At 37.1% G+C, this 14,605-nt stretch carries 13 protein-coding genes and 1 rRNA gene; 7 read left to right on the plus strand and 7 right to left on the minus strand.

Annotation, left to right across the window (positions count from 1 at the left end):
* Nucleotides 1–141: 141 nt before the first annotated feature.
* Nucleotides 142–258: ribosomal RNA gene (rrf, locus tag EHQ43_RS06135) — 5S ribosomal RNA — on the minus strand.
* A 91-nt stretch (nucleotides 259–349) separates the two neighbouring features.
* Here rrf and EHQ43_RS06140 point away from each other — a divergent pair.
* Nucleotides 350–814 (plus strand): GyrI-like domain-containing protein, encoded by a 465-nt coding sequence (locus EHQ43_RS06140; RefSeq protein WP_135741279.1) that lies wholly within the window; start codon nucleotides 350–352, stop codon nucleotides 812–814.
* Here the strand turns inward: EHQ43_RS06140 and EHQ43_RS06145 are convergent.
* Genes EHQ43_RS06145 through EHQ43_RS06155 form a run of 3 tightly spaced genes read right to left on the minus strand, consistent with a single transcriptional unit; the run spans nucleotide 811 to nucleotide 3,793 of the window.
* Nucleotides 811–1,227, minus strand: coding sequence for a hypothetical protein (locus EHQ43_RS06145; protein WP_135770413.1), 417 nt, complete (start codon nucleotides 1,225–1,227; stop codon nucleotides 811–813). The two genes, EHQ43_RS06140 and EHQ43_RS06145, sit on opposite strands and share 4 nt — an antisense overlap.
* Nucleotides 1,224–1,988 carry a PrsW family glutamic-type intramembrane protease gene (locus EHQ43_RS06150; RefSeq protein WP_135741277.1) on the minus strand — a complete coding sequence of 255 codons (765 nt, stop codon included), beginning with the start codon at nucleotides 1,986–1,988 and terminating at the stop codon, nucleotides 1,224–1,226. The genes EHQ43_RS06145 and EHQ43_RS06150 overlap by 4 nt, the downstream gene beginning before the upstream one ends.
* Nucleotides 1,985–3,793, minus strand: coding sequence for an energy transducer TonB family protein (locus EHQ43_RS06155; protein ID WP_135770414.1), 1,809 nt, complete (start codon nucleotides 3,791–3,793; stop codon nucleotides 1,985–1,987). The genes EHQ43_RS06150 and EHQ43_RS06155 overlap by 4 nt, the downstream gene beginning before the upstream one ends.
* Nucleotides 3,794–3,856: 63 nt before the next feature.
* On the opposite strand from EHQ43_RS06155, the gene EHQ43_RS06160 reads away from it, so the two are divergent.
* Nucleotides 3,857–5,257, plus strand: a complete 1,401-nt coding sequence (locus EHQ43_RS06160) for a glycine--tRNA ligase (RefSeq protein WP_167481762.1) — start codon at nucleotides 3,857–3,859, stop codon at nucleotides 5,255–5,257.
* Nucleotides 5,258–5,731, plus strand: coding sequence for a GNAT family N-acetyltransferase (locus tag EHQ43_RS06165; RefSeq protein ID WP_135770415.1), 474 nt, complete (start codon nucleotides 5,258–5,260; stop codon nucleotides 5,729–5,731).
* Nucleotides 5,732–5,746: 15 nt separating this feature from the next.
* Here the strand turns inward: EHQ43_RS06165 and EHQ43_RS06170 are convergent, their stop codons facing one another.
* A complete protein-coding gene (locus tag EHQ43_RS06170) occupies nucleotides 5,747–7,435 on the minus strand; it encodes a TPM domain-containing protein (protein ID WP_135770416.1) in 1,689 nt (562 codons plus the stop codon).
* 26 nt (nucleotides 7,436–7,461) lie between these two features.
* The gene (locus EHQ43_RS06175; protein WP_135754636.1) at nucleotides 7,462–8,166 is read right to left on the minus strand and encodes a TetR/AcrR family transcriptional regulator; all 705 of its coding nucleotides are present in this window, start codon (nucleotides 8,164–8,166) and stop codon (nucleotides 7,462–7,464) included.
* A gap of 259 nt (nucleotides 8,167–8,425) precedes the next feature.
* Here EHQ43_RS06175 and EHQ43_RS06180 point away from each other — a divergent pair, with 259 nt between their 5' ends.
* The 4 genes from EHQ43_RS06180 to EHQ43_RS06195 all read left to right on the plus strand — a co-directional run bounded on the left by EHQ43_RS06180 (nucleotide 8,426) and on the right by EHQ43_RS06195 (nucleotide 12,413).
* Entirely contained in the window at nucleotides 8,426–9,355 is a 930-nt protein-coding gene (locus tag EHQ43_RS06180; protein WP_135754635.1) for an esterase/lipase family protein, read from the plus strand.
* 95 nt (nucleotides 9,356–9,450) lie between these two features.
* Nucleotides 9,451–10,500 (plus strand): lipase secretion chaperone, encoded by a 1,050-nt coding sequence (locus tag EHQ43_RS06185; RefSeq protein ID WP_135770417.1) that lies wholly within the window; start codon nucleotides 9,451–9,453, stop codon nucleotides 10,498–10,500.
* Nucleotides 10,469–12,091 carry an apolipoprotein N-acyltransferase gene (gene lnt / locus EHQ43_RS06190; RefSeq protein WP_135770418.1) on the plus strand — a complete coding sequence of 541 codons (1,623 nt, stop codon included), beginning with the start codon at nucleotides 10,469–10,471 and terminating at the stop codon, nucleotides 12,089–12,091. The genes EHQ43_RS06185 and lnt overlap by 32 nt, the downstream gene beginning before the upstream one ends.
* A gap of 25 nt (nucleotides 12,092–12,116) precedes the next feature.
* A complete protein-coding gene (locus tag EHQ43_RS06195) occupies nucleotides 12,117–12,413 on the plus strand; it encodes a hypothetical protein (protein ID WP_015676730.1) in 297 nt (98 codons plus the stop codon).
* Between the two features lie 128 nt (nucleotides 12,414–12,541).
* Here the strand turns inward: EHQ43_RS06195 and EHQ43_RS06200 are convergent, their stop codons facing one another.
* A complete protein-coding gene (locus EHQ43_RS06200) occupies nucleotides 12,542–14,542 on the minus strand; it encodes a helicase (RefSeq protein WP_135741268.1) in 2,001 nt (666 codons plus the stop codon).
* Nucleotides 14,543–14,605: the final 63 nt, after the last annotated feature.

Here is a 14,605-nt window from a genome sequence, read left to right on the forward strand (position 1 = left end):
CTTGCTCCCTATGGGTCGCAAGTCTGTCATTTCGCGAACCACTAGTTTGTAGATACTATTGGGTTCGATCAATGGATCATTATTTGTACACAAAAAAAGCCAACCTTTTGGTTGGCCTTTTTTTTTGAGTTATAAGTGCTAACCCGGCAACGTCCTACTCTCCCATTGAGCGAACCCAATAGTACCATCGGCGATGAGAAGCTTGACTTCCGTGTTCGGAATGGGAACGGGTATGGCCTTCTCTCCATAATCACCAGGAGTAATTACCATGTGTACAGAAGAGAGTGGGAAGTCAAATCAATATAGAAGAAAAGATTGCGTTTTTTAAGAAAACAAAAACCATTTCAATATGGCGGAATTATCAGAACCATTGGTTCAAACGGAAACATTTACGGTGATGGGACTTCGTATCCGAACTTCCAATGTACCTGGAGATGCTGAGGTTAAAATTCCAGCCATTTATTCAAAATTTTATAAAGAAGACATTCCCAAAAAAATGGAAATGTTAAGAAAATTTGATCCTTTATTTGCAGTTTATTCTTCATATGAATCTGATGAAAATGGAGCGTATGACTTTTTGTTAGGTTATGCAGTCGAATCAAATACAAAAGCACTTCCTGGTATGGAAATCATGCATATAAAATCACAAAAAGGACGTTACTTTGCGATCCAACCAGGTCCTCCGGAAGAAGTGGTTCCAAAATTTTGGGCCGAAATTTGGAATCATCCGGAAATTCCGAAAATCAGAACCTTTCAAACCGATTGGGAAGAATATTCCGAAGCAGGGATTCGAGTTTTTTTATCAACAACTTAGTCTTTCGATTCTAGTTCCCCGATTTTCGTTTCTGTACACGAAGATGATTTGCCGGAACTTCCCTCTTCTAAGGTTTGGTATTTATTTTTTTCTACTTTGACCATCTTCACCTTGATCGTATTACCAATATAATCTGATATTTCAGGATCATTCGTTTCCATTAAGATGAGGGTATGAGTACAAGGCCCATTCCAAATAATTTTCTCTTTGATAAACATGGAGTCGTATTCTTGTACTTGGTATGATGCATAACGTTTAAAACGAGACGTATGCCCCGACTGACATTTGTTATCAAAAATCCCAGTTCGGAACTTGGCACATTTATCAAAGGCAGGTTTATTGTGCACTGGGTGTGCTGCTCCTAGAGTTTGGAAAAATAATAAGAAAAGGAATAAAACAATCCAAACTTTCATACTGCTGGCATTTCCATTGGTACATTTTGAACTGATTGACTTTTCTTTTCCACTACATACACTCTCCAATCCGTAACAACCCACACCCAGATACCAACAAACATTGCGGTAGAAACCCAAAGGCCAATGGTAGCACCCGGGATGAGTAAAAAGTCAACAACGCCATGTTGTAAAACTGCCAATACAAAACCAAAAAATATAGTTAATTTCTTTGAACTTACTTCCAACTTTTGATTACTTTTCAGAAGAAAAAATGAAAAACACAAATTGATGAGTAAGTGAATATTGGAAGAATGAATGGTCCTAGCAATAAAGAGATTTAATTTTTTTTCATCTGGTTCGCGGAAAATGTAATGTGTATTCTCAATGAAAGAAAAACCCATCGCAACAAAAGCACCAAATAACACTACATTAGGTGAAAACTTTTTTTCCTTTCGATCATAACCAAAAATAAACGAAAGAATCATTATAAAAAAAATTTTAAATGTCTCTTCAGTGATTCCTGCTTGGATAAAAGCTAGATGTGCTGTTTGAGTCAGAAGGCTCACCTTTTTTTTTGGAGAAAAGTCTGTCTCTGGCCAAAGGATTGGATGGAGTCTTAATATTAAATCAGTAGACAACCATCCAAACACCAGAGCTAAAAAGATCCCTAAGACTTCCTGCCATCCTTTTTTTGGTTTGTATGCTTTCCAAATCACAACAGCCCAAGGAAACACAGTTGCCGCACCTATCAGATAGTCATAAAATCCAATTTCTTTCATTCAGGTAACTCTTCCATATAACGCCCATCGAACAGGTTGATCATTTCTTTTTGTAAGGGAGTCGGTACAAACTCAGGGTCAATGGGACCGTTCCAAAATAACTCTGTGACTCGGATGTCATTTTTGGTTCCAGGTGGAGGCATGAGTGGCCCCAAACTCTCAACCAATTGTAATGTGCGTAAGTCTTGGTCGGGATAATCAGATGCTTCCACAAGTTCTACATCGATTACATCACCATCTTGTGTGATGGTATAAGCAACCACGCTGGAATATGGATGGGGAGCTTTCGCCCAGTAATCCATGTAACTTTCTGGAATCCGCATTTTGGCTGAGATATAATTTGAGTAAGTTGGTGGGACTTTTTTCCCTCTAATTTTTTTGATATAACCTTTAACAGGTCCATTATCAGCTACCTTTTCATTCGAGATCTTTTCACCTTTCTCTTTGTTCTCTGTTTCATTTCCTGTGATGACTCCACCATTCAACCCTTGGGTATCATCAGGGACATTAGGATCAATGAAATAGAATTCCATTTTTTCTGGGCGGAAGTGATCATTTTTCTGAGTTGATTGTTCTTTCTTTTTACCACGTTGAAGGCTGATGGGAATCAGGAATACTAGACACAATAAAACCAAATGGAATAATAAAGATAGAGGTAACACATTTCGAAACCCCTTTCTTAAACCTGGTTTAAAAAACGGTTCCATTTCACCATCTTTGTCTTTTTTGATTCCTAGATTTTCTAAGCTAAATGACTTTTCTAATATAGAAGCAGAATAAAAATACAAACCAACAAGTGTTGCCAGTGAAAAGACCGCATAAGCAATATTTTGCGATGATACAAAAAAGTCTTTATCAGGGATGCCAGGTTTTAATCCAAAACCTGCGAGAAATTGAATTCCAAAGATGGGACTGATGTAAGAAAACACCCAAACGGCAGAAAATAAATACAATAAAAGTGTTAAAAATAAAATTGGGAATCCACGCCAATATTCATAAACATAAGTATGACCGAAGCCCGGTATAATTCTGTCACGAAACTTTGCCTTTTCTTTGACAATTAGTTCTAAGCGAAGTGGGAATTTGCCTTCTGTTTTGACTGCTTTTTTCCAATTTTCTCGAATACGAATCCCTTCCATATAACGCAAATAAGGTTTCGATATAAAAGATGGAATTTTATTCCGATTGAAACTAAAGAGTAAAATACAAACAGATACGGAATAATTAAATACGAACTGATGGACATCATAAAGTGGGGCAAGAGGAGACAAATTCTTTTGTGGGTTTAAAGATTCTGTGATGTATAAAAATACAAATTGGATAATGAGTGCAAGAACGAGCACAAGTAACACCGTATCAAATTTTGTGTCACGAATTCTCATCTCAGTTCTAAGTTCTGTACCAGGAAAATCTCTTTGGATTCGAGAGGATCGAATCAATTCCCGTTTTTGATTCCGATGACGACTATGGAAAAAATTGAGAAGAAGCAAAAGAAAACAAAAAATTAAAAATCCAACCTTCAATCGAAACGTAATGCCATCTGTTGCTAAAAAAGAATTGATGGCAACTTCCCATTCCATACTGGACCTGTGTAGAAGTTCTACAGGATAAAAGAGTATCCAATTCAAAATATAAATGGAAATGACAGCAATTGCCCTAAGGCGTAAGCGGAATTCTTTTGGAAAGGCAAAGAGGATTCCAAAAGCGAAAAATGGACCCAAACTGAAAAGTGGTGAGAGCCAAAGGAAAAACGTTAAGGATTTTTTTGCCCAAGGAGAGAGGTATTGAGAGTTTGCGGAATCCATTCTTTAGTCTTATCTCAAGGAAAATACTTTGAATTTTCATGGAAAACAAAAAATTTGGCGGATATGGCACAGCCGAAAGAGAAAGAAGAACAGTCGCTCAAACCCATAGTCGCAGTCTCCAAACGAAGAGGCTTTGTTTTCCCAGGGTCCGAAATTTACGGAGGCCTCTCCAATACATTTGACTATGGTCCGAACGGAATTGAAGTTTTGAACAATTTAAAACGACTTTGGTGGGAATACTTTGTCCACCGACGGGATGATGTTTTAGGACTTGATTCTTCCATTCTCCTCCACCCACGAGTTTGGGAAGCTTCTGGGCACATCTCCAATTTCAACGACCCACTTATGGATTGTAAAAAATGTAAAACTCGTGTACGAGTGGATAAGTTTTTAGAAGACAAAGAAGGCGAAGGGGCAGCCACAGGGAAAAGTCTAGAAGAGTTAACAAACACCATCCGAGACAAAGGGTATGCTTGCCCTACTTGTGGAACCGTAGGGAGTTTTACCGACGCCCGCCAATTCAATTTGATGTTCAAAACTTCCCATGGTGCTTCGGAAGAAGGAGCCACTGATATCTACCTTCGACCTGAAACGGCACAAGGGATCTTTATCAATTTCAAAAACGTGACCCAAATTGCGCGGAAAAAAGTTCCATTCGGAATTGCACAAATTGGAAAATCCTTTCGAAACGAAATCATGGCTCGCCAATTTATCTTTCGCACACGTGAGTTCGAACAGATGGAGATGGAATTTTTCTGTGAACCAGGAACTCAGAAAGAATGGTTTAAGTATTGGGTGGACTACTGCATGGACTGGCTTGTGAATGTGGTTGGTTTAAAAAAAGAAAACTTACGTGTGAGAGAACATGAAAAAGAAGAACTTTCTTTCTACAGTGATTCCACGAGTGATATCGAATACAAATACCCGTTTGGTTGGGGTGAACTTTGGGGTGTTGCATCAAGAACAGATTATGACCTTAACCAACATGAAAAATTTTCTTCTGAAGATTTAAAATACCATGACCTCGATCAAAAGAAAAAATACCTTCCTTATGTCGTCGAACCAGCACTTGGTCTAAATAGACTTTTCCTTGCGGTGTTATGTGATGCATACGAAGAAGAAAAATTAGAAAAAGACGACATTCGTACAGTCTTACGATTTGGAAAACGTGTGAGTCCCATGAAAGTGGCGATTTTCCCATTGATGAAAAAAGACGGACTTGATGCCAAAGCAAAAGAAATTTATTCAGACCTGAGAAACCATTGGTATGTTGACTATGATGAAAGTGGTGCGATTGGAAAACGTTACCGCCGTCATGATGAGATCGGAACTCCATTCTGTATCACCGTAGATTATGACACGATGAGTGACGGAACTGTTACCATCCGAGAAAGAGATTCTATGAAACAAGAAAGGATCCCAGTAACCGAACTCAAATCCTACCTCATCCAAAGAATGGTATAGTTGATCCGAGATCTTACTGAATCTGATAGAAACCAAACCATCGAACTCGTAAACCAGTTTTTCCGAAAGGTAAACGAACTCGAGTTAGATGGTTTATTTCGCATCCGCCCACGCGCTGCCACCAAATTCACTGATATTTACTTCAAACTGATTGGTACAGGGAAAGTATATATGAAAGGGTATTTCCAAGATGAGGAACTTGTCTCCCTTGTGATTGGTAGGATCGAAGAAAAACCCCACCTTGAAGAAGAAAGAAGTCTCTTCATTGACCTAGCAGTCACCAAACTTGGCAAAAAGAAAAAAGGTTATATGTCAAAACTTTTAAAAGATGTAGACCAATGGTGTTTAGAAAAAAACATCCCTTCCATCGAACTAAGAGCGATTTTAAAAAATGAAGAAGCAATTCAGTTTTGGAATCAGTCTAGTTTCGAACCATTTTACATCCGGTACCGCAAACGTTTGCCAGGGATGTAAAACCGCGGCGAGAATCTACCAACTTCCAGAACTTCCACCCCCACCAAAACTCCCTCCTCCACCTCCGCTGCTAGAACTCGAACTAGAACTTCCGCTATACGAACTAGAAGTACTTCTGTAGCTGGAAGAGGAAGAACTTGAACCCGAAGAATAGGAAGAATAAGATCCACCATCACTTTCTTCCCAAATCGTATAAAAGAAATGGAGTAAGAGTAAACTAAAATAAGAAAAGAAAAAGACTGAAATCGAAAATGATTCAGTATAACCTAGAATAAATTCTATGGAAAATCCAAAAGTCCAAACAAGAGAGATGAACCCATACTTAATTAGCCTCGTTTTCCAAGATTTCACTTGGATGGATATTGCCAAAACATAACCTAACACCAAACAGAAAAACCATTGAAAAGAATTAAAAAGGTTACTGTAATCCATCTGCATAGATGAATTTTGATCGATTGGAAGGTGAAAATAAACAAGTGCCACTACTGTGAGCCAAACTAAAAACGCGATTGCATAACGTTTTATTTGTTTTTGGAAGAATGAAATGGAAAGGCCATAAATCGTAAATAGGATCAACCCTTGGTAGTACAAGATGTAAAAAAATCGTTCCTCGTTCAAAAACGAATGAATGGAAAACCATAGGCTTAAAATGGCGATCGAGTGGAAAAAAAGTTCACTCGCACTAAACCCCAATTTTTTCGCAAAGGCTTTGAATGAATCTTTTAAAACATCATCTAACGATAGCTTAATGACAAGTAGAATAACACCAATGATCCCGATCACCCAGAAAAGGACAATCCATTCTGCGTGAAAACTAAATTGCAAAAACGGGATCCAAAAGAGAAGAGATAAGATGGCAAGTGGATAGGAGAACCATTCCCAAAGCCCATACAAAAGGTATAAATTTAAAGCGACTATACCCAAACAGAAAAAATAAAATACAGCATCTGGAAGGAAATACAAAAGTCCAAAAAATACAACGGATCCATAAAGTATTTCTAACCAAAGTTTTCGTTTATATGTTTTGCCATCTGTCATCAGGAAAAATCCAATGAGAGCAGCCACGATCACACCAGTTGCAATTCCAATGTTTTTCGCTGTATTTTCATTGGAGATGGCATAACCAATTCCCTCTGGATAGTCTGATTGTAAATTTGGATTGGAATCTGCTGCCCCGAGAATTACCGATTCGATGGCAGAATACCCAAGAAGGATTCCACTCGGTAAATCTCCCTTTTTAAACTCGGGAATCATTATATTTTTAATGATTCGATTACACATAATATCTGTTAATGTTTCTTCAAGTCCATATCCGACTTCGATTCTTACCTTCCTATCTCCTACTGACAATAAAACGAACACTCCATTGTCCTTATCCTTTTGACCAATTTTAGATAATTCCGCTACTTTTAAAGAATACGATTCTATCGTTTCTCCCTCCAAACTTTGGATGATGTAAAGAAATACTTGTGCACTCGTTTTCTCTTCGATCCCGGTGATGATGGATTGTAAGTTTGTGATTTGATCGGTATTTAACAACCCTACTTCATCAGTAATAGGCGTTGTAAGAACTTTTGCTTCCTTTGTTTGGACTTCAGTTACAGTGACAGTCAAAATCAAAAGCAAGGTAACAAGATATTGAATTGAAGTTTTCAGATCCAATCGCATAGGGCAAAACAATACCAAACTTTCTTTTTTTGGCAAGTATAGTTTGCATTGGGTCATGAAGTCTAGTTACGTTTCACTAACCTAACCATACGAAAGATAGGTCCCATTACATTTTTAAATAAAGGGAAATTGGAGAGTTTAATCAATTTAAAGGTAAGATCCAAAGAATCATGGATCATTAGTTTTGTATTTTGGAATGATTTTGAAGAATCCGTAAGCCAGTAAAACAAAATTCCCATCTGTTGCATCCATAAGAGATCTGGCAAAACTTTACTTAAGTCTTCCCGAAGTTTGGAATTCGACGAGGCCATCGCTAGTCGGATGATACCAACAGCCTCCTCACGTAATCCTTCACTCTCTTTGCTAAATGGTGATAAAGGATCTTTCGGGTCCCCCGCTTGTCTTGCAAGCACTTGTAAAAATTTTTTGTGACTAGAAAAAAGTTCCAATTGGGTTGTGATGATATATTTATAACGCATCTTAAAATCTTTCGTCGATTTGAAATAGGATTCACATAATCTCTTCAGTTCTTTTTGTGAACCTTTATAAAACTCTAATACCAAGTCTTCTTTCGATTGAAAGTGGTAGTAGGTAAGACCAAGAGATACTTTCGACTCTTTTGCAATAATTCGCATTGTTGTGTTTTCATACCCTTCCTTTTGGAAAAGCAACAGTGCTGTTCGATAAATCTTTTGTTTTGTCTCTTCCCTTTTAGGAATTTGTTTCAAAACCTTTCCATTGTTTTGGATTCGGAGTGTTTGTGGCATTAATTCAACTCATACAATCAAAGATTTAGGAAAGGATTCGATTAAGGTAATATAACTGAACACGTTCAAATTAATTAGATTTCATTTGAGTAACAAAAAAAATTAAACGTTTGGATTCGAAACCAATTCCATTGATTTTGAACATGTTCAATTATGACATATTTTTGCCATTTTTTTATTTGTCATAAAAAAATTTTCTTGCCTCATTTAAGTCAAACTGCCACATTTTTATCTTAGAAAATTCAGAGGTGAAAAATTTATGATTCGAAAAAGTCTTTTGGCCTTTTTTGTGACTGCCATGTTGGCAACCCCAGTTCTTGCGAGTTCTGGTTCTTCTTCAAAACCACTTGCGGGAACTTACCCGATCGTTTTATCCCATGGTTTATTCGGTTGGGGTGAAAATTCAGGTGGTATCATTAGTATTGTAAATTATTGGGGTGGAACTGACGACTACCTAAGAAGCCAAGGTGCTACTGTTTATGCTCCTGCAAAAACAGCTGCCAACTCAAACGAAGTTCGCGCACAAGAACTCAAAGCCGCTATCTTAACGTATGCAGCAGCTACCAATTACTCTGGCAAATTCCATATCCTTGGACACTCCCAAGGTGGTCTCGATAGCCGTTATATGGTATCTAACTTAGGTTTATCAAGCCGAGTGGCTACTCTCACCACACTCAACACTCCTCATTACGGATCTCCTATTGCGGACATCATCAAAACGGTTCTACCTAGTTGGATCCAACCGTTTGTGGCAAGCATTGTAGAAACACTTGTCAAGATCGTTTATGGTGGTACAAACCAACAAAATGCACTCGCAGCACTTTCTTCTCTAACAAAAGAAGGTTTGTCTTCCTTTAACTCTTACACACCAAATCGTTCTGGTGTTAAGTATTACTCTTACGGATCATACATCACACTTCCAGATTTAATCCAACACCCTCTTATGGGAATTTTACACCCTGCTTGTGCAGCTGGTGGACTATTCCAAGGACAAGGAGCAACAAATGATGGGCTTGTTCCACTTTCTTCACAAAAATGGGGAACTTGGAAAGGTGGTCCTTCATATGGAATTTTAACAACTGGTGTAGACCACTTGCAAGTTTCGAACACATTACGTTCTGGAAGTTTCTGGTACGATGTGGAAGGCTTTTATATGAATATGGCTTCTAACATGAAGGCGAATCAATAATTCGAATCTGAAGTTTTTTTAGAAAACCCAAGGATGTCCTTGGGTTTTTTTGTTTCCAGAAACAATTTTTCATCTTTTACTACTCTACAATCTCCATGAATACAAAATACATTCGACCATTCAGTATCGGTCTTTTCGTTATCATCATCTTATTTGTGATGTATCAATTCACAAAGTCTAATGAGTTTGGTTCTGCTAATGAAGAGAATCCAAATGACAAAGCGGAATCTTATTTTAGGACACAAAGTGATGGGTTTTCTGTGGATCCATTTTATTTAGAATCAGCAAAATCAATTTTTTCACCTGATGGCAATTTTCTAAAATTTGACGAAATTTTCGCCAAAGCAAGGTCAGGTGAATTAAATCTCATATCTGAATTGTGGAACCTAAGGCGCCAATGCCCAGAAGGGAGCACAAGAGAGCAGTGTCACGAATACATCAAAGCATTTATCCAAAATCAATATTCTGGGGAAGATGCCAAAAAACTTTTAAACTTACTCACAAATTATTTGAAATATGAAGAAGCTATGGTCCAACTCGATCCAAGTTCCAAGTCTTATACAAACGCCGAAAGATACGAACAAATCAAACAACTTAGAAGGAAGTTTTTTGCAAAGGAAGATGCAGAACTGATTTTTGGATTAGAAGAAGCCACTGCTGATTTTAGTTTTAACCGAAAGAATTTTTTAGATGAAACTAAAAATCTAAAAGCAGACGAACGAATCCGATTGTACGAAGACTTTCGAAAAAAGACATTTGGACCTTATTACAATGCAGTTGTTAGCAGGGAACCTCAGTATGATAAATTTGAAACTGAAATGGACCTTCGCCAAAACGAACTTTCTAAACTATCAGGTTCAGAACGTGATAACAAGGAACGAGAAGTACGTATCCGTTATTTTGGAAAAGACGGAAATGAACGAATGGAAAAAGTTCTGAAGGAAATCAAAGAAGAAGAAGAAAAAATCTCTAAACTTGAAATAGATGAAACAAACTATCTCAAAAACAATCCAAATCTTTCCGATTCAGAAAAAGAAAAAAAGTTAATGGAACTTCGCATCAAAACTTTAGGAAGTAAGGAACTCGCTGAAGAATATATAAGAAGATTGGAGTATGAAAAAACACTTAAAAATTCCGGGAATTAGTTCTCCTTTCACCTTCCTTCTACTTGCTGCGATTTTTTTTGCACTTTCGTTAGAACCTTTCGGTTTTGCCACCGCAGGGTTCTTGTGTTTATTTTTTTTGTTACTGGTCACAAAAGAAATCATAAAAGAGGGCAGATTATTTCATTCAATTGTATATACAGTTGTATTCTCATTTTTTGTAACCTGCACTACATTTTATTGGATGGGGAATGCAATCCGAAACATCACAGGGCATGGTCTTGTGATCTCATCCTTACTCTTTTTGTTATACGGTTTTTTTTCTTTCTATAAAATAGGAATTATTTTCATCGGATCCTTCTTTTTTAAGAAATACCGTTTGGTATCAGAGACCAAATTTTATCTCTTTATTTTCCCATCCCTATTTTTGATTTCTGATTGGATCTCTCCAATGGTATTCCCCGTATATTGGGGTGATTTGTTTCGAAACCAGATCCTTTGGCGCCAAATGGCAAGGTTTGGTATTGAAGTATTAGGACTTGTATCCGTATTATCTGTTTCTTTATTCTATTTGATGGTTGTCAGAAAAGAATATAAATGGAAACAAACTTATTTATATCTGGCTCCTATATTTTTTATTTTTTCAGGAAACCTTTACTTTTTAGCTGAAACAATTCCACCTGAAAAAGCCATACATTTGGTTTTACTACAACCAAACACACCATATGCGAAAAATAAAATCCGTGAAGATTTTGATTTTATGACTAAAACCATCCAAGGTGTTTTTAACCTAGGTGAAGAAGCAATACGGAATGCACCAAAACCAATCGATGCAATTCTTTTACCAGAATCTTCCATTCCATTTTTAGGAACCTTACCATCAAAAAATCCCAACTCAACTTATAGCAAAAGTTTTGTGGATATAACTGAAGCACTCGTTCAACTTTCCAATGCATCATTAGTTTTTAATGAACTTGTATGGGACGAAGGTTCCAGAAATTCGTTTAGTCTTTTAAAACCGGTAACATTAAACACCGAAAGACGTTATAAACATATCCTTTTGCCATTTGGCGAATATCTGCCTTTTGAAAACCAAATCCCACTGCTTAGATCTCTTTTCCCAGAAGTGAGTCATCACATCTCAGGAAGTGAATTTGGATCTCAAGTCATCAAAACAAAATCAGGAGAATCTGTAAGTTTCACGCCCCTGATCTGTTATGAAGTTTTATATCCTGAATTGGTTCGGAAGATGATCTTACACTCACCATCGGAACTCACCATCAATCTCACAAATGACTCTTGGTTTGAAAGTTTTACTGAAACAAAACAACACGCTGGTGCAGGAAGATTACGAGCGATTGAGTCTGGCAGACCTTTTGTTCGAGCGGCTGTTTCAGGGCTGAGTTCAGCATATGATCCTTGGGGAAGGGACATGATGGGTGAACTTCCGATCTTTCAAAAAGCCATTGGATACTTGGATGTGATGACCGTTTCTCATGATCGAGAAACACCTTATTTAAAATTTGGACCTTATCCATGGAGGGTATTGGCTGTTTTTGGCTTATTTTTTCTATTTTTCACGAGTCCTAGAGCTTTCGACTCTCATAAAAAGAAAAATGAAATTGAAATTTAGCATAGGATAGAAAGGCTATTCGAATATGGAATGGGAAAAAATACTTCGCGATGCGGTCAAAGAAAACTCAATTAAGGAGTTGTATCTGAGAAAGGTACCATCGTTAAAGACTTGCGAAGATTGGAATAAAGTTGTCGAAGTGGGTACTGTAGACCACAAAACTAAGTATGCATACTATAAAGGTGGACTTGTGAAATACGGAGAAAGATTGTTCTTTGTCACACAAGAAAGATTGGATGCTGTTTCTCCATTTCGCAAATGGGATTTTAAGAGCAAAATCAAAGTCACTGATCCAGAATTGACGGTTGGCGAAAAAAAATAAGCCAGTGATACCAAAATACTTGATTTGCCACCCCGACACGATGGTAAAAAAAAGACCAACAAACGTTGGTCTTTTTTTTTGAATGGTTCTAATGAAAAACAACAACAAATGGGAATTTGTTTTTGGTGTTATCGATTCAATCGAATGATCATATTGAGCTTTTCCGCAATGGCTATCACTTCCATCACTTTTGATTTTTCAATGATGATACCTGTTGGACTCACTTCTTCTAATACAAACTTTTTGCCTTTGATCTGACCCAGTAGGAGTTCCATCACTTGTGAATCTTTGGTTCTAAGTAAGACTGAATCTTCGGTGATGGTTACAATTGGTAAATTGTTACCCCAATCATCCAGTAAGAAGAGTAAATTTTGTGCAAGTTCTGCTTTCGAAGACTCTCTTAAAAAATGAACAAACGTTTCTTTGTCATACCCAAGTAAAATTCCTAATTGGAAACTATCTTTTGTCAGTAAAAAAGTATAAACTCTGTCATAGTCTTTAAGCTCACAAAATGCTTTGAGTAAGTGAATGCCATGTAAGGAAACTCTATCAGGGAATGCGATGATAGAAAAGTCAGGGTTGATGGTAATTCCACCCTTTTCCGTCACTGTCACTAATGCTTCGTGGTTGAAGTAATGGAGTCCTAGTTCCGATAAACTCAAATTCCTTTGAGGGTATTCTACTTCAATGAGACCAAAGAGTTGTAAGTAAAAAATGGCAGAAATGATTTCCTTTCGGAGATCCGCCAAATCCTCTTCATAGGTTTTGATTTGGAAGGTAGGTGAAAAAACCAAATGGTCACGGATAATATGTGAAAAAATCACAGAGGTATTGATTTTTCCATGAGCCATAATGAGTTTCACTGTTTTGTCCAATATTCCCTTTTCATAAAAAGGTACTTCAGTCGCTGTGAAAACTTCTGGAGGGTTTAACCTACGAGTCCTTGCTTCATTCACTTCGTGAATCACAAGTTTCATAATCTCAAAAATATCTTTCTTAAGAAACTCATCTGTTTCTTGGATGAGAATTACATTTTCTCCCTTTATATCTACATAACCTAACAGTTTTAAGATGGGGAGTATGAGTTCAATTTGATAAACTTGACTTTTTTCAGGGAAAATTTCAATGTCAGGGGATAAAAGTTCAGTTTCAGTTCTTTTATGATCTGCTTGTTTGATTTTTCCTGATTTTGCAAGGTTCAAACCTTTTCTTGAAATATAAGAAATGAGTTTTTTTACGTTTAAGAAAAAATCGAGGCCGTTCGCAGAAATTTTTTCCTGGCGAACACGAGTTCCCTTTTTCACTGGAGGTAAAATAGGTGAAAACTGTAAATGGTCGAGAATTTCTTTTGGGATGACAATCACTCGAATGAATTTGTCTTCCACATAATACAAATCACGAACCAAGTGAAGCGCTGTTAGGTGAGGAATTGATTGTTCAAACTTCCCACGGTTTACGGTAATATAATTGCGAATGGTTTCTGCTTCAATCACACCACCATGGATATAAATTTGGTGTAAAACATCTTTATCGAAGTCAGAGAGTTCATCGATTAACTTTTGTAAAAACTCAGCACTGAGTGCGTGTTTTAAAAAGGTATCAATGTGTTCCCCTTTTTTGACACCAACGGCTTCTTTCCATTCTTCTGGAAGTTCCGCAAGAGTCGCTTTGTGAAGGGATTTTTCTATCGAATACTTAAACTTCTCACCTTTTGGGTTTGTTTCTACTTTAATGAGTTTTTGGTATTCATCATAAGTATGGTATTTATCTAAATTATTTGTAAGGCGTTCTCGATTTTTTCTTTGGTATAAAAGATAATACTTTCGAAGGACATTTAATTCCATCTCCACGTTGATTGGTGGGATATTTACCTTTCTCGAAATTTCTCCAAGAGTCATCACACCTTTATTTTTCAAAATGGATGTCAGGATGTTCACTTGCAAAGGTGTGAACTTTTCCAAAACACCTTTGAGGTAAAATTCGTTTTGGAAGATTTCCATGAGACCCAAAATGGTCGATTTTTTGTCCTTTCCTGGGATCTTTTGGATGTTCCAAAGATTTGCGATTTTTTTGATCTCGTTGAGATCGAGTTTCTCTAACTCTTGGTACAGGACAGTTTCTTGGCTCATGGGTGCGATTTGATAAGTTTTTGGTTGGGACCTATTCCTGCAACTCTATTTCAATTGTAAGCT

Source organism: Leptospira bouyouniensis, from assembly GCF_004769525.1.
Taxonomy (GTDB): domain Bacteria; phylum Spirochaetota; class Leptospiria; order Leptospirales; family Leptospiraceae; genus Leptospira_A; species Leptospira_A bouyouniensis.

Coding starts and splice junctions, on each gene's coding strand:
- EHQ43_RS06140 (WP_135741279.1), top strand. CDS start 350: ATGGCGGAATTATCAGAACCATTGGTTCAAACGGAAACATTTACGGTG.
- EHQ43_RS06145 (WP_135770413.1), bottom strand. CDS start 1,227: ATGAAAGTTTGGATTGTTTTATTCCTTTTCTTATTATTTTTCCAAACT.
- EHQ43_RS06180 (WP_135754635.1), top strand. CDS start 8,426: ATGATTCGAAAAAGTCTTTTGGCCTTTTTTGTGACTGCCATGTTGGCA.
- EHQ43_RS06185 (WP_135770417.1), top strand. CDS start 9,451: ATGAATACAAAATACATTCGACCATTCAGTATCGGTCTTTTCGTTATC.
- EHQ43_RS06155 (WP_135770414.1), bottom strand. CDS start 3,793: ATGGATTCCGCAAACTCTCAATACCTCTCTCCTTGGGCAAAAAAATCC.
- EHQ43_RS06160 (WP_167481762.1), top strand. CDS start 3,857: ATGGCACAGCCGAAAGAGAAAGAAGAACAGTCGCTCAAACCCATAGTC.
- EHQ43_RS06175 (WP_135754636.1), bottom strand. CDS start 8,166: ATGCCACAAACACTCCGAATCCAAAACAATGGAAAGGTTTTGAAACAA.
- EHQ43_RS06200 (WP_135741268.1), bottom strand. CDS start 14,542: ATGAGCCAAGAAACTGTCCTGTACCAAGAGTTAGAGAAACTCGATCTC.
- EHQ43_RS06195 (WP_015676730.1), top strand. CDS start 12,117: ATGGAATGGGAAAAAATACTTCGCGATGCGGTCAAAGAAAACTCAATT.
- EHQ43_RS06150 (WP_135741277.1), bottom strand. CDS start 1,988: ATGAAAGAAATTGGATTTTATGACTATCTGATAGGTGCGGCAACTGTG.
- lnt (WP_135770418.1), top strand. CDS start 10,469: ATGAAAAAACACTTAAAAATTCCGGGAATTAGTTCTCCTTTCACCTTC.